Annotated in this window: 23 protein-coding genes, 1 tRNA gene and 1 riboswitch; of the genes, 16 read left to right on the forward strand and 8 right to left on the reverse strand. The window is 64.5% G+C overall.

Going from position 1 to position 19764, the window contains the following annotated elements:
* Positions 1-47: 47 nt before the first annotated feature.
* The 5 genes from HNR24_RS01660 to tgt all read right to left on the reverse strand — a co-directional run bounded on the left by HNR24_RS01660 (position 48) and on the right by tgt (position 6180).
* A complete protein-coding gene (locus HNR24_RS01660; RefSeq protein ID WP_182494817.1) occupies positions 48-1697 on the reverse strand; it encodes a sodium:solute symporter family protein in 1650 nt (549 codons plus the stop codon).
* Positions 1694-2350: an OsmC family protein gene (locus HNR24_RS01665; RefSeq protein WP_058888930.1), complete on the reverse strand. Its 657-nt coding sequence runs from the start codon at positions 2348-2350 to the stop codon at positions 1694-1696. The genes HNR24_RS01660 and HNR24_RS01665 overlap by 4 nt, the downstream gene beginning before the upstream one ends.
* 12 nt (positions 2351-2362) lie before the next feature.
* Positions 2363-2457: riboswitch (SAM riboswitch) on the reverse strand.
* 146 nt (positions 2458-2603) lie between these two features.
* The gene (locus HNR24_RS01670) at positions 2604-3629 is read right to left on the reverse strand and encodes an SGNH hydrolase domain-containing protein (protein ID WP_182494818.1); all 1026 of its coding nucleotides are present in this window, start codon (positions 3627-3629) and stop codon (positions 2604-2606) included.
* Positions 3630-3631: 2 nt separating this feature from the next.
* On the reverse strand, positions 3632-4693 hold the full coding sequence (locus HNR24_RS01675) for an acyltransferase family protein (protein WP_182494819.1): 1062 nt from the start codon (positions 4691-4693) through the stop codon (positions 3632-3634).
* A gap of 137 nt (positions 4694-4830) precedes the next feature.
* Positions 4831-6180, reverse strand: coding sequence for a tRNA guanosine(34) transglycosylase Tgt (tgt, locus tag HNR24_RS01680; protein ID WP_310735364.1), 1350 nt, complete (start codon positions 6178-6180; stop codon positions 4831-4833).
* A gap of 35 nt (positions 6181-6215) precedes the next feature.
* Here tgt and HNR24_RS01685 point away from each other — a divergent pair, with 35 nt between their 5' ends.
* From HNR24_RS01685 to HNR24_RS01720, 8 genes are all read left to right on the forward strand, one after another.
* Positions 6216-7298 carry a YeiH family protein gene (locus HNR24_RS01685; protein WP_220477142.1) on the forward strand — a complete coding sequence of 361 codons (1083 nt, stop codon included), beginning with the start codon at positions 6216-6218 and terminating at the stop codon, positions 7296-7298.
* Between the two features lie 37 nt (positions 7299-7335).
* Positions 7336-8886: an Rv2578c family radical SAM protein gene (locus HNR24_RS01690; protein WP_182494821.1), complete on the forward strand. Its 1551-nt coding sequence runs from the start codon at positions 7336-7338 to the stop codon at positions 8884-8886.
* 91 nt (positions 8887-8977) lie between these two features.
* Positions 8978-10768 (forward strand): gamma-glutamyltransferase family protein, encoded by a 1791-nt coding sequence (locus tag HNR24_RS01695; RefSeq protein ID WP_058888934.1) that lies wholly within the window; start codon positions 8978-8980, stop codon positions 10766-10768.
* A gap of 101 nt (positions 10769-10869) precedes the next feature.
* The gene (locus HNR24_RS01700) at positions 10870-11190 is read left to right on the forward strand and encodes an antibiotic biosynthesis monooxygenase family protein (RefSeq protein ID WP_182494822.1); all 321 of its coding nucleotides are present in this window, start codon (positions 10870-10872) and stop codon (positions 11188-11190) included.
* A 79-nt stretch (positions 11191-11269) separates the two neighbouring features.
* Positions 11270-11342, forward strand: a tRNA-Arg gene (locus HNR24_RS01705).
* A gap of 250 nt (positions 11343-11592) precedes the next feature.
* Positions 11593-12408 (forward strand): hypothetical protein, encoded by an 816-nt coding sequence (locus tag HNR24_RS01710; RefSeq protein WP_182494823.1) that lies wholly within the window; start codon positions 11593-11595, stop codon positions 12406-12408.
* On the forward strand, positions 12380-13279 hold the full coding sequence (locus HNR24_RS01715) for a DUF3037 domain-containing protein (RefSeq protein ID WP_182494824.1): 900 nt from the start codon (positions 12380-12382) through the stop codon (positions 13277-13279). Before HNR24_RS01710 ends, HNR24_RS01715 begins: the two co-directional genes overlap by 29 nt.
* Positions 13280-13437: 158 nt before the next feature.
* Entirely contained in the window at positions 13438-13644 is a 207-nt protein-coding gene (locus HNR24_RS01720) for a helix-turn-helix domain-containing protein (protein WP_182494825.1), read from the forward strand.
* A gap of 9 nt (positions 13645-13653) precedes the next feature.
* Here HNR24_RS01720 and HNR24_RS01725 read toward each other — a convergent pair whose 3' ends face one another.
* The 3 genes from HNR24_RS01725 to HNR24_RS01735 form a co-directional block, all read right to left on the reverse strand.
* The gene (locus tag HNR24_RS01725) at positions 13654-13842 is read right to left on the reverse strand and encodes a hypothetical protein (protein ID WP_182494826.1); all 189 of its coding nucleotides are present in this window, start codon (positions 13840-13842) and stop codon (positions 13654-13656) included.
* A gap of 128 nt (positions 13843-13970) precedes the next feature.
* Positions 13971-14285, reverse strand: a complete 315-nt coding sequence (locus HNR24_RS01730) for a helix-turn-helix domain-containing protein (RefSeq protein WP_182494827.1) — start codon at positions 14283-14285, stop codon at positions 13971-13973.
* A gap of 90 nt (positions 14286-14375) precedes the next feature.
* Positions 14376-14984 (reverse strand): helix-turn-helix transcriptional regulator, encoded by a 609-nt coding sequence (locus HNR24_RS01735; RefSeq protein WP_182494828.1) that lies wholly within the window; start codon positions 14982-14984, stop codon positions 14376-14378.
* A 79-nt stretch (positions 14985-15063) separates the two neighbouring features.
* Here HNR24_RS01735 and HNR24_RS01740 point away from each other — a divergent pair, with 79 nt between their 5' ends.
* The 8 genes from HNR24_RS01740 (at position 15064) to HNR24_RS01775 (ending at position 19738) form a co-directional block, all read left to right on the forward strand.
* The gene (locus HNR24_RS01740) at positions 15064-15297 is read left to right on the forward strand and encodes a helix-turn-helix transcriptional regulator (RefSeq protein ID WP_182494829.1); all 234 of its coding nucleotides are present in this window, start codon (positions 15064-15066) and stop codon (positions 15295-15297) included.
* The gene (locus tag HNR24_RS14340; protein WP_182494830.1) at positions 15294-15491 is read left to right on the forward strand and encodes an excisionase family DNA-binding protein; all 198 of its coding nucleotides are present in this window, start codon (positions 15294-15296) and stop codon (positions 15489-15491) included. The genes HNR24_RS01740 and HNR24_RS14340 overlap by 4 nt, the downstream gene beginning before the upstream one ends.
* A gap of 84 nt (positions 15492-15575) precedes the next feature.
* Positions 15576-15785 carry a hypothetical protein gene (locus tag HNR24_RS01750; protein WP_182494831.1) on the forward strand — a complete coding sequence of 70 codons (210 nt, stop codon included), beginning with the start codon at positions 15576-15578 and terminating at the stop codon, positions 15783-15785.
* A gap of 115 nt (positions 15786-15900) precedes the next feature.
* Entirely contained in the window at positions 15901-16827 is a 927-nt protein-coding gene (locus tag HNR24_RS01755; RefSeq protein WP_182494832.1) for a hypothetical protein, read from the forward strand.
* 3 nt (positions 16828-16830) lie between these two features.
* Positions 16831-17076 (forward strand): hypothetical protein, encoded by a 246-nt coding sequence (locus tag HNR24_RS01760; RefSeq protein WP_182494833.1) that lies wholly within the window; start codon positions 16831-16833, stop codon positions 17074-17076.
* Complete coding sequence (locus HNR24_RS01765) at positions 17066-18214, forward strand: LvrA C-terminal domain-related protein (protein ID WP_182494834.1); 1149 nt, start codon at positions 17066-17068, stop codon at positions 18212-18214. The genes HNR24_RS01760 and HNR24_RS01765 overlap by 11 nt, the downstream gene beginning before the upstream one ends.
* Entirely contained in the window at positions 18174-19445 is a 1272-nt protein-coding gene (locus tag HNR24_RS01770; protein WP_182494835.1) for a replicative DNA helicase, read from the forward strand. Before HNR24_RS01765 ends, HNR24_RS01770 begins: the two co-directional genes overlap by 41 nt.
* Positions 19442-19738 (forward strand): hypothetical protein, encoded by a 297-nt coding sequence (locus HNR24_RS01775; RefSeq protein WP_182494836.1) that lies wholly within the window; start codon positions 19442-19444, stop codon positions 19736-19738. The genes HNR24_RS01770 and HNR24_RS01775 overlap by 4 nt, the downstream gene beginning before the upstream one ends.
* Positions 19739-19764 lie beyond the last annotated feature (26 nt).

Raw genomic sequence — 19764 nt, forward strand, 5'->3', positions numbered from 1 at the left:
GGGCCCCTTTGCGTGCGGCACAGACCCGGCCGCTGGTGCCGCCCTGGTCACTGGGGCGACGGGCCCTCTGCCGCGGCGGGTTCGGTCCGTGCACCCCACAACTGGGTCCTGGTGTAGGTCGTCGTGGCAGATTCTGCCAGGAGGACCGCACCGGCGAAGATGCCCAGAGTGATGAGGAACAGCGCCAGTCCGATCAGGCCGTAGCTGGTGAGCCATCCCGAGATGTTCAGGGTCATCAGCGCAGCGAGGCCCGTGGCCAGGAGGACCAGTCCTCCGATTCGTCGCCGCCTGCCCGAGGCCGTGACCTGCCAGCTGCTCTGCACCAGCGTGACCAGGACGATGGCGCCGATGTTCGCGATCATAGCGACCCAGACCGGATGAGTTCCGAGGAAGAAGTTCGTGGCGCTGAACCCGGAGAGCGCGTACCAGCCGAGTCCAGCGCTGAAGCCGCCCAGCAGCGCAGCCAGCGCCGAGGACCTGGTGGCCAGCGGCCAGAAGAAGGCGGCGAGCACCGGGGCGAAGGTGGCGCCGTTGCGCAAGGTCCAGGCCATCACGTTCCACCACGCGGATTCCTCGGCCCGCAGGAGGGCGAAGAGCACCATGACAATCGTCAGCCCCACCAGAGCGATGCGCGTATAGCGCACCAGCTCCACCTGGGTCGCCCGAGGGCGCAGCGCGCTGCCGAGATCCCGGCCCAGCGAGGTGGCGCCAGAGAACTGGCACGGCCCAGCCCAGCCCAGTGCGCAGGCCCAGAGGCCGACGAAGAAGACCGCCGCAGCCCACGCGGGCAGCGAGATGGAGATGTATTCTGCGATCCCCACCAGTGGAAGCGTCGCATCCGGGACCACGATGGAGGCCGCGACGCCGATGATGATCCCGAGCAGGATGAGGGGCAGGCCGATGATCGCCGCGAGGAAGAGTCCCTTCTGCCCATCTTCGGGGCTTCGGGCCGACATCGACATCTGGAAGGCGGCCTGGGCCAAGGGGACGTTGACGATGAAGGTGCCGAACCAGGCGACGATCAGCGAGACCCCGGCGTTGGAGACGTCGAACATCTGCGGCTGCTCCTGGGTCAGCGTCTCGAACCCGCTGGGGCCTGGTGAGACCAGGAAGGCCCAGATGCCCACGATGAACATCACGAAGATCATGAGGACGTTCATGGTCTGGCTGAACGCCACGGAGCGCATGCCGCCGAAGGTCAAGAAGGCGAGAAGGATGATGGCGGTCAGCGCGATGCACTGCCACAGCGGGATCTCGGTCACCGCGAAGAGGACGGAGGCGAAGGCGATGCTGGTCGCGACCGAGTACATCGGAAACGTCAGACCGGTGATCACTGAGCTGATGGCCTGGGCTCCGCGGCCGAAACGATCCCCGATGATGCCGGTGACCGTCACCACGAGCTTCTCGCGCAGCGGCTTGACCAGGAGCAGTGCGATCAACAGCACCTGCACGGTCTCGGCGACGCCGTACCATACGGCAGAGACGCCTGTCCGGTAGCTCAGCTCCACGATCGCGATGTAGGAGGATCCTGAGAAGAGTCCTGTGATGCAGAACGCCACGGTCCAGGGACTGAAGCTGCGGCCGCTGACGAAGAATCCGCCGCTTCCTGAGCGGCTGACCACCATGCGACTGCCGACGACCAGCCAAGCCGTGTATGCCAGCGCCAGGCCGATGGTCCAAAGTCCGACCGTCGTCACGGGCGCACCCCCGCGAAAATTGCCGGGGCATCGGCGTTCGAGACCTGGAAGGTCAGGTCGTCGTCGTCGACGGCGTCCGGGTTCGGCTCGTAGCCCCAGGCGAGATTGGCCAAGGCCTCGGCGGAGCCCTGGGAGCTCCTGCGCACGAAGGCCCACGCCACTTCCAGCTCGATGTGCGCGTCGCGCAGCAGGTTGACCGCCGGGCAGATGTGTTCGGCCATCCGGGCGAAGTTTGTCAGGACCGCAGAATCCTGCTCGGTGGTCTCGATGACCAGCTGCAGCCGGTAGGCGTAAAAGTAGGGCTGAACATCCGATTCTCCTGCCAGTCCCCGGGTGTCCTGGCGGGCCAGGGTGTATGTGGAGATGTCGGTAAGCGGAAGATCTCTGCGGTCGGCAAGCTGTTCAATCGCCACAGCGATGCAGCTGCTCACGCCGCCGGCGAGGTATTCCATCGGTGAGGGGCCCTGGTCGCTGCCGCCTCGCACCTCAGGCTGGTCGGCGATGAAGCTGTGGCCGCGCACGGCAAGCTGGGTCCGCACCGGGCCGGACCGGTTGCCAGTGACCCGAAGCGTCTTCGAGGCGGTGTGCAGCGGCGCCTCGGTGTAGCGGGGGTTTCGTCGAAGCCTGGACGTGTTGGAGGGCGCTTCGGGCATGGGGAATCTCACCTTTCATCGTTCCTAGCGGTAGCACCTGCTCACTGGGGAGAGTGGGGTTGCTGCGACGTCGTGGAGCTAGGTCTCTCAGTCGCTCTGGATGATCCGTTGTCTGGTGCAACCTAGGGCTTGCCGCAGACAGATGCAAACCGAGGCAGTGTGCCCGCCGTCGCCGTCGGCGTCGGCCAGCCCGATCGGGACGGCAGGATTCCCCATTTAGGGCGAACCACCAGACCAGCTCGACATCGACACCTCAGAACAGGTGCGGCATCTCCTCGCGCAGCTGATCCTTCAGCAGCGGGGCCAGAGATTCGATGTAGTGGTTCGAGAGGTGGCTCTTGTCGTAGTAGACGGCCACGTTGCCGATCACCGCCGGGCAGACTTGCTCCTCGCAGAGATGCTCGGTCATGTCCAGGGTGTAGAGGCCGCCGGGTAGGTCTGGTGCGGTGAGCGGGTTGTCCTGCTGATAGCTCACCGGGTCCATTCCGCAGCTCTGCGCGTCCCCGCCCTCGGCCAGGCAGTCCGCCACGGAGTCTTCACGTCGGGGGGTGCCGCGCATCAGCAGCACCTCGGAGCCGCGATCCATGATCTGCTGCCATTTCTCGGGCGCCCCGGACTCGATGTTCTCCGGACCGTCGTCATTGGGCACTCGGCTGCCTGCGGTGAAGACCAGGTCCGGGGTGCGCTCGGTGATCACATCGAGAAGATTCAGGTTCCACTCATGGCACTGATTGCCCTCAGGGTCGGTGGGCTCGGTGAGGAGGCACGCCGACTTGTCAGCGATCAGAAGCTCCCAGTTGTGCTCCGCCGCGAGGATCCGCCAGGCGTGGTGCCACTGTCCGGCGTGTGAACCCCCGGTGATCATCACCGTCAGGTCAGGCTCGGCGGGGCTGTCGGGATCTTCGCAGACCAGGACCTCCCCGCGGTTCTCGCCGTCGCCGAACTCCTGGCGGCAGCCCCAGTCGTAGTAGTCCGGACGAGTCTGCGCCAGGGTCTGCACATCGGGGATGAACTCCACACCCTCAGGGGCCTCGACGCCCTCCAGGGTCGCCAGCGCCCCCGGATAGTCCTCCTGCTCCAGCTCCGCCAGAGAGGGCGCCGAGCTGCGCTGGGTCTGCATCTGGTGGATGCTGAAGCTGCTCGCCGCACCCCCGATCAGCAGCACCGTGGCCGCGAAGGCCAGAGGAACCCGCGGTGGGATCCGCGACGCGGACCGGCTCACCGGCTGCTCCACCCACCGGTGGGTCAGATACGCCAGGACCAGCGAGACGGTGAGCACGATCAGCGCCCCGCGCCCCCGAGCGTCGAGTAGTCCCGGATCTCGAGATAGAGGATCAGCAGCGGCCAGTGCCAGAGGTAGAGCGCGTAGGCATGATCACCGATCCAGCCGAACGGCCGGGTGGAGAGCACTCGGGTCGCCGATCCAGCGGGGTCCTTCGCGCCCCCGTCGGGGCCTGCCGCAGCCAGCACCAGGGTCAGGCCCAGCAGCGGCCACAGCGCCCAGGGGCCGGGGAACAGCTGGGCCCCGTCGAAGAGGAAGCCGGTGCTGACGATCAGGCCCACGCCGGCCCAGCCGGCGACGCGCCGCAGGCGCCGCGGCAGCCTCAGCCAGGACCCCAGCAGTGCCAGCATCCCGCCGAAGCCGAGCTCCCAGAGGCGGGTGCGGGTCATCAGGTATGCCTCATCCTGGTTGACCTGTCCCTGCACCGCCGCGTAGCAGAAGGAGACCAGCACGATCAGACCGGTCATCACCGTCATCACCGCGATCGGGCTGCGCCGGATCCGCTTGGCGATCACCACCGCGGCCAGTGCCACCAGGGGCCAGAGCAGGTAGAACTGGCCCTGCACCGAGAGTGACCAGAAGTGTTGGAACGGACTCGTCTCGGGACCGGCGGCACCGTAGGTCAGCTGCGAGCTGATCAGCTCGAGATTCTCGAAGTAGAGCAGCGAGGCGCGGGCCTCAGCGAGAAGCTGAGCGTGCCGGGTCTCCGGGAAGACGAAGAGCCCGGCGAGGGTGGTCACCAGGATGACCAGGGCTGCCGCAGGGAGCAGCCGTCGGGCAAGCCGGGCCAGGTAGCGGCCGACCTTGATCGTCCCGCCGCTTTCGACGGCTTCGCGCAGCAGCATCGCGGTGAACAGGAAGCCTGAGATGGCGAGGAAGATGTCGATCCCGCCGGAGACTCGACCGGCGCCGAAGAGGTGGAAGAGCACCACCCCGAGGATCGCAAGGCCGCGCAGCCCATGAAGCTCCGGACGGTACCGGCGTTCCGGGGCCACCCAGGAGGCAGGAGGGTCCAGGGCGGGAGTGTGGTCGCTCGCCGGTGAGGGGTGGCGCAAAGTCATCCTGCCGTAGGTCGAAGCCAGTCGTGCCGACTCACTGACCGCTTGGTTGTACAAGGTAACGAGTCGTGGGCCAGTTCACCCCAGGCGGGCCCGAAGTGCAACTTCGAAGTGCGCCCGAGAGGCCACTGATCAGGGCCTCATTTGATGTTGGACCCGGCCTGGTAGCGGCCCAGCGTGGCGTCGCGGAACTCGTAGAAGCGCCCCTGCTCGATGCTGGCCCGGATGTCATCGACCATCTTGATCGTGTAGTGCTCGTTGTGGATCGTGCACAGGGTGTTGTAGAGCATCTCCTTGGCCTTGAAGAGGTGATGCAGGTAGGCCCGGGTGTAGTTCTGGCAGGTGTAGCAGGTGCACTCGTCGTCGATCGGGGAGAAGTCCCGTTTGAACCGGGCCTGCGGGATGTTGAAGCGACCATCGGGGTGATAGACCCGGCCGGTGCGCGCCACCCGGGAGGGCGAGACGCAGTCGAAGGTGTCCGCACCGTTCTCGATGGCCGTGAAGAAGTCTTCGGGCTCGGAGATGCCCAGCAGGTGGCGCGGCTTGTCCTCCGGGAGCTCCTCGGCCATCCAGCTCACGATCACCCCGAGGTTCTCCTTGTCCAGGGCGCCGCCGATCCCGAAACCGTCGAAGCTCTGTCCGTTGATCTCCATGGAGCCCAGATCCTTGGCCGCCTTGCGGCGCAGATCCTCGTACTGGGCTCCCTGCAGCACCCCGAAGAGCGCCTGGTAGGGGCGGTGGCTGCGTTCTTCGGTGAGATCGCGGTGCGCGACGAGGCAGCGTTCCGCCCAGAGCCGGGTGCGCTCCAGCGAGGTCTCCTGGTAGTCACGGGTGTTGAACAAGGTGGTCAGCTCGTCGAAGGCGAAGATGATGTCCGCGCCGATCTCATGCTGGAGCTTCATCGAGATCTCCGGGGTGAACCGGTGGGTGGTGCCGTCGATATGAGACTTGAAGGTGACGCCGTCGTCGTCGACCAGTGCGAGCCGCTGCTTGTTCGGAGCCACTGCGGCGTCATTGGGCACCACGGAGGCGTCCATGCTGATGACCTTCTTGAACCCGGCGCCCAGGCTCATCACCTGGAACCCGCCGGAGTCGGTGAAGGTGGGCAGCGGCCAGTTCATGAACCGGCCCAGGCCCCCTGCGGCGTCGAGCACATCGGTGCCGGGCTGCAGGTTCAGGTGATAGGCGTTTGCCAGCGCCGCCTGGGCGCCGACCTCGAGGATCTCGTCCGGGCGCACAGATTTGATCGTGGCCTTGGTGGCCACGGGGATGAAGGCCGGGGTCCTGATGTCACCGTGCGGGGTCCGAATGGTGCCGGTGCGCCCAAGCGCCCCCGGGATCCTGGCCTCCACCGCGAAGCCGAAGGAGCCTCGTCCGGCCTGAGGGTGCGGCGCGCCCTCCTGTGGAGCGGACTCCTGCGATGCGGCGTGCGCAGGGGTGGTCCTCTGGAGCGGGTCGGACGGGGTCTCGGTGTTCAGCTGATTCGGCACCCGGTCAGTCTAGGCGAGGGTCCTATGCTTATCCGGTGCCTACAGACTCCTCCCGCACCGCTTCGCTGACCTCACGGCTGAGCATCCTCTGGCGCCGCACCGCCGAGGCCCTTCCCGGCGTGGCGCTGGCGCTGATCCTCGCGGTCGCCGCGCACCGGTTGATCGCAGAGCTGATCCCGGTGGTCTCCGGACTGCTGATCGCGGTGCTCGCCGGGATCGCGCTGCGCAGTCTGGGCTGGGTGCCGTCCTGGGCTGAACCGGGTCTGCGCTGGGCGGCGAAGAAGCTGCTGCGCGCCGGGATCGTGCTGCTCGGGCTGCAGTTGGCCCTGGGGGATCTGCTCGGGCTGGGCTGGGAGGTGCTTGTCGTCGTCGCGCTGACTGTGGCGGTGACCTTCTTCGGGATGATCGCGCTGGGGCGAGCGCTCAACGCGCCGCGGGGCATGACCATGCTGCTCGCCACCGGCACCGCGATCTGCGGGGCCTCTGCGGTGGCCGCCGCGGCGGCGGCGATCGACCGCGGCGACGGCAAGGACGACGACGGCGCTCCCGTTCAGTCCGCGGCTGCGGCGGCAGTCGCCGTGGTCACCCTCTACGGCACCCTGGCGCTGCTTGCGCTGCCTGCGCTCGGGGCGCTTCTGGGTCTTCAGGAGGAGGCGATTGGTGTCTGGATCGGGGCCAGCGTCCACGAGGTGGGACAGGTGGTCGCCGCCGGGGGAGTGGTGGGCGCCGCGGCGCTGGCCACCGCGACGCTGGTGAAGCTGGCCCGCGTGGTGCTGCTGGCCCCGGTGGTGGCAGGGATCAGTCTGAACCGGCGACGGCGACGCGCTGCCGCTGCAAGCAGGGAGCAGGGGGCCCGGCCGCCGCTGATCCCGCTCTTCGTGCTGGGCTTCTTGGCGATGATGGCGCTGCGCTCGGTGACCGAACTGCCGACCTCGGCCCTCGACTTCTCCGCCGAGGTGACCACGATGCTGCTGACCACCGCGATGGTCGGCGTCGGGGCCTCGGTGGACCTGCGGCGACTGCTGCGGGAGGGCGGGTCGGCGCTGGTCCTCGGCGCTGGCGGCACGGTGCTCGCGGTGGGGACCGGGCTGGCCTCGGTGCTGCTCTTGGTGGGCTGACCTCGACAGCGATTCGAATCTATGTTCGAATAGCTCCATGAGGTGGCAGGGTCAGGCGGTGCAGGAGGGTGAGGCGGCTGCGCTCATCCCGCTCAAAGGGCTGATGCGCTCGGTGCGCACCCCGGAGTTCGAAGGTGTGACCTTCCACGAGGTGGCCGCTAAGACCGCGCTGAACAAGGTGCCGGGTCAGTCGAACATGCCCTTCTCCTGGACCGTGAATCCAACCCGGGGCTGCCTCCATCAGTGCGTCTACTGTCTGAGTCCGGAGACGCTGATTCTGATGGCGGACGGTCGGCAGAAGCTGCTCCGGGATGTCAGGGTGGGGGATGCCGTCGTTGGCACAGAGTTCGATGGCAAGTATCGCCGGTTCGTCCGTTCGGAAGTGTCGGCGAAATGGCGCACGGAGAAACCTGCTTTCCGTGTCACCCTCCGTGACGGCACAGAAATTGTGGCCAGCGGAGACCATCGGTTCCTGACGGAGCGCGGCTGGAAGTATGTGGCCCCTTCCGAGGAGGGGGCGCGGCGTCCAGCTCTGACGGACCACAACCGACTCATGGGCTTTGGGCTCGGCATGACTCCTGAGTCGTATTCGGAGCCGACGGACGCAGGAGCTGAGGCGAGCCCCGTTGGAAGCCTCGTCGAGACCAGTGACTCCATGTCGATCACCGGGATCGAGGCGCTGGGCCGCAGTGAATCTCTCATTGACATCACTACCAGCACCGGTGACTTCATCGCCAACGGTGTGGTGAGCCACAACTGCTTCGCGCGGAAGATTCACGAGTACCTCGACCTCGACGCGGGACGCGACTTCGACACCCAGATCATCGTGAAGACCAATGTCGCTGAGGTGCTGCGCGCCGAGCTGCACCGGCCCTCCTGGAAGCGCGAACATGTGGCGCTGGGGACCAACACCGATCCCTACCAGCGCGCCGAGGGTCGCTACCAGCTGATGCCCGGAATCATCCGGGCGCTCGCGGACTCCGGGACGCCGTTCTCCATCCTGACCAAGGGGCCGCTGCTCAAGCGGGATCTTCCGCTGCTGCAGGAGGCCGCTAAGCAGGTGCCCGTCTCGGTGGCCGTGTCCCTGGCCGTGCTGGATCCTGAGCTCCAGCAGAAGGTGGAGCCGGGAACACCTGACCCGCGGGCGAGGCTGAATCTGATCCGATCGATCACCGACGCCGGGTTGGAGTGCTCCGTGCTGGCCATGCCGATCCTGCCCTGGCTGACCGACGGCGACGCGCGGATCGACGCGCTGCATGCCGCGCTGGCCGAGGCCGGAGCCAGCTACGTCACCACCGGGGCGCTGCACCTGCGCCCCGGTGCCAGAGAGTGGTTCATGGCCTGGCTGGGGCGGGAGTGTCCGGCGCTGGTGGCGAAGTATCGCCGGATCTATGGCGGCGGATCTTATGCCTCGAAGGAGTACCGGCACTGGCTGGCTGACTCGGCGCGCGCGGCCAGGCGTCGCCATGGATTCGACGCGCCCGCGGACCTGATGTGGCGGGAGCGCAATGATCCGGACTCCCCGGTGTCGGCGCAGGGTGGACTGACTGGCGCCGCGGCGGGCCCGGCGCAGCCCGCGCTCTTCTGACGCGGCCCATCCCGTAGTCTGGTTTGCATAAGCAACTAAAGCGGCGGGTGAGTGTTCTGCTCGATCGTCGCCCCGACGCCTCAGGAGTGCCATGACGTTCACCCACGCCGAGACCTTCACCACCAGACCCACCCTGCAGGGCCACTTCGGGATGACCGCCTCCACGCACTGGCTGGCCACGGCCTCTTCGCAGGCGGTGCTGGAACGCGGCGGAAACGCCTTCGACGCCGCAGTGGCCGGGGCCTTCGTGCTGCATGTGGTGGAACCGCATCTGAACGGGCCCGGCGGCGATATGGTCGGGATCTTCGCCACCGCAGACGCCGGGTCGACGCCGCAGGTGCTCATGGGCCAGGGCCCTGCGCCGTCCGGGGCGCTGATCGAGCACTACCGGGCGCTGGGGCTGGAGAGCGTCCCGGGTGCCGGTGCCCTCGCCGCGGCCATCCCGGCCGCCGTCGACGCCTGGCTGGTGCTGCTGCGCGACCACGGGACCTTCAGCCTCGCCGAGGTGCTCGACTACGCCATCGGCTACGCGCAGGACGGTCACCCGATCCTTCCCGGCGCGGTCCGGGCGATCCGGGCCGTCGCCGAGCTCTTCCAGGAGCACTGGCCGACCTCGGCTGCGCTGTGGATGCCCGAGGGCAAGGTGCCCGAGCCCGGGCAGATCATCCGCAACCCCGAGTACGCGCAGGTCCTGCGTGAGCTCATCGCCGCCGGTGACGGCGTCGAAGGGCGGATCGCGCAGATCGAAGCGGCCCGCACCGAGTGGAAGACCGGGCGCGTGGCCCGCTCGGCTGCCGAGTTCGTGAAGACCCCGCATCGGCACTCCGATGGCGGTGACTACGCCGGAGTGATCACCGCAGAGGACTTCGCCTCGCACAGCGCAGGCTATGAGCACCCGACCAGCATCGAGTTCCGTGGTCAGCGCATCGCGAAGTCCGGGCCCTGGGGCCAGGGACCCGCTCTGCTGCAGGCGCTGAAGATCCTGGAGGGATATCCCGACGAGCAGCTGGACCCGGGCACTGAGACCGGCGCCCACCTGATCCTGGAGGCGCAGAAGCTGGCCCTGGCGGACCGGGACACCTACTACGGGGACGTTCCTGTGAACCTGGAGCATCTGCTCTCCGAGGACTACGCGGCCCAGCGCCGGGCTCAGATCGGGGAGCGCGCCTCTGCGGAGTTCCGTCCCGGGGATCTCCCTGGGACGGAGAAGGTGCTGCCAGCTCTGGTTGATGTCTCCGAGGCCGCCACCGGCGCCGGCGCAGGGGAGCCGACCGTGTCCAAGGCGGGGGAGACCAAGGGGGACACCTGCCACATCGATGTGGTGGACCGCTGGGGCAACATCGTCTCCGCCACGCCGTCCGGGGGGTGGCTGCAGTCCTCCCCGGTGATCGAGGGTCTGGGCTTCTGCCTGGGCACCCGGCTGCAGATGACCTGGCTCGATGAGCGCTCCGCCTCTCGATTGCAGCCCGGCAAGCGCCCTCGCACCACGCTGACCCCCACGTTGGTGCTCAAGGACGGCGCACCGTGGATGGCGCTGGGCACCCCGGGCGGGGACCAGCAGGACCAGTGGCAGCTGCCGATGCTGCTGCGTATGCTGATCGGCGGTCACACCGCCCAGCAGGCCATCGACGCCCCCACCCTGCATACGACGTCGATGCCCGGCTCCTTCTGGCCGCGCGCGTGGGAGCCCGGCGGGGCCGTGGTGGAGGACCGGCTTGGCGCCGAGGTCATCGAGGGTCTGCGCCGACGGGGGCATAAGCTCACCCTTGCGGGGGACTGGGCCCTGGGTCGGCTCTCCTGCGTGACGCGGGATCCGCAGACCGGGCAGCTGGGCGCCGCCGCCAACGCCCGCGGTGCCCAGGGCTACGCCGCCGGGCGCTGAGGCGGCACGAATGCTGGTGCCGCTGCGCGTTCGATGCCACTCGGGTCCTCGTGCCGTCACGGTCCTGGTGTGAACCCCGGTGCTCTTGCGATGATGACCCTATGACCATCATCAAGATCAACGCGATCACTGTTCCTGCCGATTCCGGCGATGAACTCGGCAGCCGGTTCGCCGCGCGGCGACATTCCATGGAGGGCACCGAAGGCTTCGAGGGGTTCGAGCTGCTCGAGCCCACCGATGACCGCACCACCTGGCTGGTCATCACTCGCTGGGCCAGCGAGGAGGCCTTCGAGTCCTGGCGCACCTCGCGGGAGTTCCAGAACTCCCACAGCGGCGGCGAATCCGACTCCGCAGAGCCGCCCAAGAAGCCGGTGGGCATGTCCGCGGAGCTGTGGAGCTACACCACCTCGGTGACCGGCTAGGTGGAACCGGCACGGTGCTGGTAATCTAAATCGGTCGGTTGCTCGAGGAACCCAGTTCCTCGAATTGCACAGCCGGCGGGCCTCCGTAGCTCAGGGGATAGAGCGTTGGTTTCCGGTACCAGAAGTCGCAGGTTCGAATCCTGCCGGGGGCACAGATACAGAGTAGGCCCGGATCCTTGCAATAGCAGGGATCTGGGCCTTTTTTGTGCCTGCAGGTAGATCGCTCAGAAATTGCTTGGTGTCGCCATTAGTGTCGCCGTTCGTGATTTCTGCCATGCCTGCTCATGGCCGCGCATGACGCGAAGCATCTCCAAATACCGGACCCTCTGACCAGGGGCGTATATGGTGACGCACAGGGATATTGATCCAGGTCACAGCGGCTCCGGAGGTTAGATGTCTGAGGTGAGTCCAGCAGATCGCGCCTGGTGGATCGGTCGGCTGCAACGCGCCACTGTTACTTCCTGTGAGGATCACGTCGTCGCCGTATTGGGTCGGACGTACTCGGGCAGTGGAGTCCTCAAGGTCCTCTCTTCAACGGGAGAGGTCGAATGGGTAAAGGCCATGGGCAATGCTCAGGGCAACCAGGCGCTGACTACCGAACGTGTCGTCTCGGGGATCAGTGATCATCTCAAGCTTCCAGCTGTAGACTCCCACATCATCCATATCCCGGGAGCGTTTCAAGGGTTCGAGATGGACCAATGGGGACAGTACCGGGTGGTGGCTGGACCGGCGCACGCTTCAAAGCATGTCGAAGGTGCTCGCGAGGGTGACTCAATGAAGTACCGAGACCGAGACAGCAACGCCCAGAGGCAGGCGGGCATATTCGCGATGTGGGACTTGTTCTTAGGACAAGACGAGCAATGGATCTACGACACCTCCAAGGACTACAGCATTTGGAGTTTCGATCACAGCCTGTGGCTCACTCGTGGCGAAGGCGACTGGAACGAGGAACTCCTGACTCGCCTCGACTCTCGTGAGTGGCAGCCGTACGTTACGCCGGCGGGGCTGGACCCTTCAGCACTCATGCAGTACGCAGAACGGCTACGACGGATTGAGCCAGCTGAGTTGATCCAAGTCATGAACTCAGTGCCAGTAGAGTGGGGCACTACCGATTCAGACCTCGAGGCTTTAGCGTGGTTCATATACAGGCGCAGCTCAGAAGTTGCCGACCGACTGGAAAAGATGAGCGATGGAATCCTCACTTGCGACTCAAACTAGTACACAGCGGGACGCCCCAGAGTCGTTCCGCTACTGGGTCATGCGCTTCGTGCCCAACGTTCTGCGCGGGGAATTCATAAACGTCGGGGTCATCGTCGGAGGTCAAGACGAATGGAGCATCCGCGCAGTCGACAGGGCCAACTCGCGGAATATTCTGGGCGTGGACCTTACAGAGTGCCGGGCCTGGGTCGACGAGCTGCGCGAGGAAGTTGAGGCCACACAGAGGCTAGACATCCCCGGCACGGTCGGGGCGATCTCTAGGAGTCGCATGGAGCGTCTCTCCGTCTTCTATAACAACACTGTCCAGCTGGTAGACGGTGGTCCGGTTGCTATTGATAGTGCGGATCACGGAGCAGAGATGCTATATGACCTACTGGTGGCGACGCCTGAGCACGAACCCCAGCAACGCCGTAAGACTCAAATGAATCAAGGGCTTGAGGCAGTGCTCGACTCGTGGCGGGCCCGATCCCCAAATAGGAGCTTCATCCGCCGCCCGGTCGTTACCGTGGGAAGAACTTCGCAACGGTTCGACTTCTCGATCGCCGCATCCTCCGTGGCTCTTTCGCAAACCTGGTCTTTCGGCGGTAGCGATAGGCAGAGCGCCAACAGATTGGTGAAAGACATTCGGTCCTGGAGCCTTGCAGTGCACAAGATGCGCAGTAATGGAGGACTTCTCAGTGCTGGACGCGATTCTAAGGCGCCCTTGGAGATTAATAGAGACATTGCTATAGGGGTCCTCGTGGAGCGCCCCCAGCACGCCATCCTGCGCGATGTGTACGCAGAGGCGCAGGAGACCTGGGCAGAGCTCGGTATTCGAGAGTTCCGAGACAGTCAGGCGTATAGGGTGCCAGAGGTTCTAGTCCCTGCGTAGGGGTGCGGGTAGCGTCTGCGGGAACTCAGCCTAGATCGCCTGGAGGAGCTTCCGGTTTGATGCGGCTCCGGCGACGGTATGCCCGGAAGTGGTGCTTATTCTCCCTCGACATCCGGCTCTTCGTTGCGCAGTGTCAGCCGCTGGCGCACAATCGCTGAATGACACATGATGATGGAACGCCAGCCCTCGACAAGGCGAAGCTGTCGTGCAGCGTCGCGGAGGCGTCGGCCGCGACCGGGGTGTCGCAGGAGCAGCTGCGGAAGATCATCAGGTCCGGGAACCTGGCGGCCGTCAGTCCGCCAGGCTTCTCGCGTCTACTCATCAGGGCTGCGGACCTGCAGGACTGGCTCGACGCGGGGGAGTGAGTTCCGAGGTCACTCGATGCTGCGCAGGTATTCCGATGCCTCGGCGCCACGCTCCACAGCCTCGCGTTCCATATCGGTGAGTTCATGCTTCATTGCAATCTCGAGCCAACTAGGCGTGTACCGGTGCGGATCTTCGCCGCGGTACTTCTGCCACTTCTCCTCGATGTCTGCCTGGTCCTCCGGCGAGAACCGCACCATCCCAGACTGTCGATGGCAGTGCCAGGCGCCGCGCTGCATTAGCGTCTTCACCTTGGACTCTGGGATCCCATAGCGGTCAGCAATTTCGCTGAGTTTCACCCAGCGGTATGATTCGGGGCTACGCATGGTCACGGGATCCGCCAAGAGACATCCTTCAGGAGCCTCTCTCTGCGAGCACGGCGAGCCTTCTTCTCTTCACGCGTCTCGATTCGGTCGGGTCGTGTCGACTCCCACATGTCCTCGATCCGCTGCTGATCATCAGGCGAGAAGCGCCTCGTCTTACCCTGTTGGTGCGATGGCCACTCTCCGGACGCCACCTTCTTGCGCACCGTGGCGTCGCTCATCGAGTACAGTTGGGCGATCTCCTGGATGGTTGCCCAGCGCTCCCTCATCTCAAAGCGGTCGACGTTGCGGCTTCTGGCCCGTTTGTCATCCGTTGCCATGGCTTCCTGCCTCGTTGCACGTCTGGGTTGGTCGACTCATGCGAGCCTAACGCCGCCGGCTCCACCGGAGGCCCATCCGGGTGGAAATTCTTACTCGTCGGGACCTTGTAAGCCCAATTCGACCTGCTTCTCGATGACTCTTCTCCCTATGGGACCCATCGTTTGAAGATCGCGCGTTGCTCTAAGCCCTGCCCTTTCATCCTCTGGAAGTTCGGCCAGCATTGAGGCATAAGTCCTTCGCTGATGACGGAATCGCATCGCGACCGTTTCCTGGATGTTCTCGTGTGACGTAGTTAGCAACTCCAAGTCACCTTCGGATGGCTCGTGACCGTTGGCATCCATGAGGAAGGCTATCTGCCGCTGGGCCGAGTAAACCTCTTCGAGGGCCTTCTGCGCTGTCACGATCTTGTCGTCCAGGTCGGTCAGCTCGTCTGACATGAACCGCAGGGCCGGCGAGGAGACCATTTCGTCCACATGATCGCCAAGAGCTTGCGCGATCGCGTGAGCTTCATTCAGCTTCACCGGACGAATCAAGCTTTCTATCTTCTGGATCGTCTGCCGGTGCAGGTCCAGACCCAGAGGTCGGAGAGCTTCTGCTAGGTCGGCCTGGCTCCAGCCTTTGGATTCGCGCAGGAGCTTCATGTTGACGCAGAAGTTCTCCTCTGGCGTCGGAACATGTCCGCGATCGTCGTTCGTCATAGGTGCCACAATACCGTTTCGTTGACGATCGTGCTCCAAAAGGTTGCATCCAAGGTTGAAGCTATGTATTGTTGTCACCATGACAACAGAACGCATCACAGGAGGCAGCTGGATGATGGACCCGAAGCTGAGAAGTATCGAAGACTTCGCGGATATGACGGGCGTTCCCGTGCCAACAATTAGGCACTGGCGGATCCGAGGCGAGTGTCCACCGGCGATCCGAATGGGTAAGCGCTTGTACTGGCGTGAACAGGACATTCTCGACTGGATCGATTCCAAGTTTGCGGAAGTTGAGAAGCAGGTGTCCTCATGACCGTCGAATCAGTGCCCCACGTAGAGCGTCTCGCGTACAGCTATCAGCAGGCCGCTGACCGGACCGGCTACAGCGTCTCGCATATTCGCCGCATGGTCCGAGAAGGACACCTGCGTTCCGTCTCGCCGGCGGGAAGTAGCAAGCCCGTTATAACTCGCGAAAGCCTGGAGCTCTGGATCTCTTCAGGTCGTTGAACAAACCACCCGGCAACCTAGCAGGACCCCTCAAGTCGTCGCTCTGACGCAGGCCATACAACCGGCCCTGACAGGAGATTCACTATGCCCACGTTCAAGGAAGCAAAGAGCTGGATCCGTGAAGCCGCCCGAGAGCTGGGCGCTCAGGTGAACGGCAGGGAGGCCCAAGCCCTTGCCGGCGCATACCTCACGACGCTCGACACGGACCCGCAACTGCGCCAGTCCGCGCTCAGCTACGCGGATCCAACCGGAGAGCGCGCAGTCAAAGCTTGGTTCAGAGGAATCACGACGTGATTCGATGACCCGAAGTTAGGCCGTCTCTATCTTCACATTCGCTACTCAGGCCTCCGTCGCCGCGGAGGCCTTTTTTGTTCCATGAAACAGAAGAACTCTACGCCAGGAGTAAACCATGCCACGCAAGACTCACGCCAAGACCGTCACGCTCAGCCACCCGGAATGGTGTGCTCAGCGCCACCCCGACCGCTGCGGCCGGGAGGCCTTGTTCCCCTCCGAGCAGTTCCACGAATCGCTTCGAAAGACCTTCACCGCCCACGGGCACCCAACAGAGGGCGGCGAACCCTTCACAGTCGTAGCCGACTGGTACCTCATGGACGGCAAAACCTACGACGACGACCCAGAGTTCGACGGAGGACTTCAAGTCACCTTCAACGACCCAGGGACAGACGACACCCCAGCGGCAATCTCCATCGGTTCCCGCGACCTCCGGGCACTCGCCAAGTTCCTCGAAGCCGAGGCCGACGCATACGACGCCTGGCGCCAGTCCCAAGACGCTGAGATTCATGCAGAGGCGCTACGAACCACGGAGGAGCGCGCCGCCAAAGAGTCGAGCGCGGCAGATGTTGAACCGGCACCGAAACGACCTGAGGAAGGGCACACCCGACCTGCGGCCGGAAAGCGCTACACACCCGCCATAACGACCGATGAATGGCACCCGTCCTTCTGTCAGCTCGCACGCACATGTGACGCCGTTGAGGGTGCGACAGACCCGAGGCACCTCTCCTTCGCGCAACAGTTCAAGCGTCGCAGCAACGGCGTCGTCGGCGCGGAGGGTGGATCCGGACAAGAACTCTTCGCCGCAGTAATGCTGCAGTTGTCTCACGAACCAGGCGCAAGCCGACCTGAGGACTACACCTGTGAGGCAAGGTTCGTCATCAAGAACCAGGATGAGGGCAGGACCGTCGGCATCACAACCGACAGCACCCGACTCCGCGAGCTCGGAGATTGGCTCGTCAGGTGCGCGACCTGGGTCGACAAGAAGCACGAGATCACGGTGGCCGAGATTGAACGCCGCCACCAGGAACGGAAGACGGCGTGACCCATGGAATCAACCAAGGAGTTCTTCGACTCGCTAATCACGCCCGAGGAAGGCGCCGTCATGGCTCGCCGAGCAATGGCTTGGTACTGCCTCCGCGAGATGGCCTATATCCGCTTCAGCCGCAGCACGCCGTCGACGCGTCAGGCATTTTCCGCCGCCGTCGAACAGGCCCTCAACTACGGAGTCGACGGTCTCGATATCCGCCAGACAATCAGCGAAGCCAGCGAGGAGGCACTCCATGGCAGGTGACTTCCGCAAGATCAACAGCATGATCTGGTCGGACAGTTCATGGCGATCCCTACCGCCGCTCGAGCAGTGGCTGTACTTCGCTCTTCTCACCAACTCCAAGACGTCGTACGTGGGCGTTCTGGACTGGCGACCCCGTAAGCTCGCTGGTCTGGCTGACGGCGTCTCAGGAGCTGACCTCGAGGAGCTGGCTCAGGAGCTGCAGAGGAAGCGATTCATCCTCATCGATGAAGAGCGGGAGGAATGTCTCGTTCGGTCCTTCATTAAGCATGACGGAGTGCTCAAGAACCAGAACCTGGGCAAGAGCATCGGACGGGACTTTGCAGCTACCTACTCGGAGCCCATCCGACAGGTCATCGTCCACGAGGTCCAGAAGCTGGTGGATTCCGCTGAGGATGACCTCAAGGCGGTCACGAACAAGTACTCGCGACCGTTCATCCTTGAGATCCTGCGGAACCCTTCGGCGCCGATCGAGCAGTTCTTGGACCCGCAGAGCTCGCCAGCCACACCCCAGCTGACACCGGACCAGAAACCAGAGCAGACACCCGAGGGGAGACCCGAGCCGAGACCCGGTGTAGGAGGTCAGCCGACAGGGGGTCACCCCCCATCTCCATCTCCATCACCCCCTTCTAAAGAAGGGGGTCCGGGGGAAGGTTTGACCGAGGCAAGCTCGGCCGAGATTGCTCTGATCGAACCGGAGAAAGCAGGTCCTACCGTCGAGGACTTCTTCAACCAGTTCTGGGAGCACTGGCCCAGGAAGATGAAGAAGCCCGATGCGCTCAAGGCGTTCAAGCGAGCGGTGAAAGAGAAGCGTGCGACCCCCGAGCGGATCGTCCAGGGCGCGGAGATCTACTCACGGTCCCGGCTCCCGGAGGAGCGGTTCATCCCGCACCCGGCCACCTGGCTGAACAACGACCAGTGGAACGACCTCGATGCTCAGCCGTTCGCTTCCAGAGGCGCAGGCCGGCCGACGGTTGAAAACCCAGGAGCGTTCACCAACTGGTCGCTCGATGACTACCGGCCGTGGGCCAGCCGACCACACGTCGTAGAGGCACAAGAACGCGTCGATGACGCCCGAAGCAGGGGAGAGGAGCCCACCGATGACGACCTCAGAACCATCGCAGGCCCTGACGGAAGTTGAGGAGAACCTGATCGCAGCGGCCTTCGGAGACCCCTCGCTGCTGGACGCGCTCGAGTTCAACCCGCGGGACTTCCGCCAGCCCCGCCACGAGGACATCTGGCACGCGATGGGCGCACTCCACGGCGCTCGCAAGCCCGTCGACCCCGTGTCAGTGCATGACGAGCTCAACAGGCGCGCAGACGGTCCTCAGCCACTCACACTGCCGGAACTACACCGGCTCAACAACGGGGCAGTCATCCCCACGAGCGGCTACTACTACGCCGACATCGTGAAGCGAGAAGCCCAGCGCCGGCGGATCCTCGAAGCCGGCCAGCAGATGGTCCAGCAGGCGCAGACCGGGGATCCGGAACAGGTGCTCGAGCAGGCCAGCGCTACACTCGAGGGGCTGCAGCAGGGCATCCACACCCAGGGTGTCGTGTTCATCGGTGACGACTTCGACGCAGTCGCCACGTCACTGCGGGAAAAACCGAAGTACATCCCCACGCCATGGCGATCGCTCAACGAACGGTTAGGCGGCTTCCTTCCGGGAGCCATGTACGTGGTCGGCGCCCGACCCGCAGCCGGCAAGAGCATCTGGGGACTCCAGTCCGCGATCTCACTGGCCCAGCATGGGTCCGTGGCGTACATCAGCTTGGAGATGAGCCGCTACGACATCCTCAAGCGGGCCATCTCCAACGTGGGCAGGATCGACGGCAAGCACCTGAACCACCACGAGCTCACTGGCCGAGACTGGCAACAACTCGAGGAGATCAGGCCCAAGCTGAAGTCTCTGCCCATCGGGATCCTGGACCAGGACGTGTCGATCACCCAGATGCGGCGGTACGTGCGATCGGTGCACCGGAGGAAGCCGCTGGCCGGGATCGTCTTGGACTACCTGGGGCTCCTGAACCCGCCACCGGGGGACAGGCGCAGCAAGCACGAGTACGTCTCTGCCATGAGCCGAGAACTCAAGCTACTAGCCATGAAGCTCAACGTGCCGGTCATCGTGCTTGCCCAGCTCAACCGAGAGTCCGAGCGAAGGGAAGGCGGAGTGCCGAAGGTCAGCGACCTGCGCGACTCCGGTTCGGTGGAACAGGATGCTGACAGCGTCATCCTTTTGCACAAGGACGAAGCCAACCCGTGGGAGGTCCAAATGATCGTTGGAAAGAACAGACGCGGAAGTACCGGGTCGGTAACGTTCAACCTTGAGGGCTACTACAGCCGAATCAGCGAACAAGGAGCAGCCGCATGATCGACAACTGGCAAGCCAAAGAACTGCTCGACGCGATCGAAACTTACGGTGACCGAGAAAGGATCTATGGCCGCGAGCTTCAGAAGAACCTTCACAGCGAATCAGCCATGGGAGTCGCCGAGGAACGCAACAACTCCGTGAACCGAGCACTGAATGAGGTGAAGCGCCTCTTGCAGCCCTTCCTCGATAACCCTTCCGGACCCCACGGGCTGTATGACGTTCCCGATCGAGGCAGCGAAGACCGGCCCGAGGAAGTGGACGACTTCGAAGTCAAGTGGGGGTTCCAGTCCTGACTTCGCGGATGTACGGCACCCAAACG

Source organism: Nesterenkonia sandarakina (assembly GCF_014138825.1).
Lineage (GTDB): Bacteria > Actinomycetota > Actinomycetes > Actinomycetales > Micrococcaceae > Nesterenkonia > Nesterenkonia sandarakina.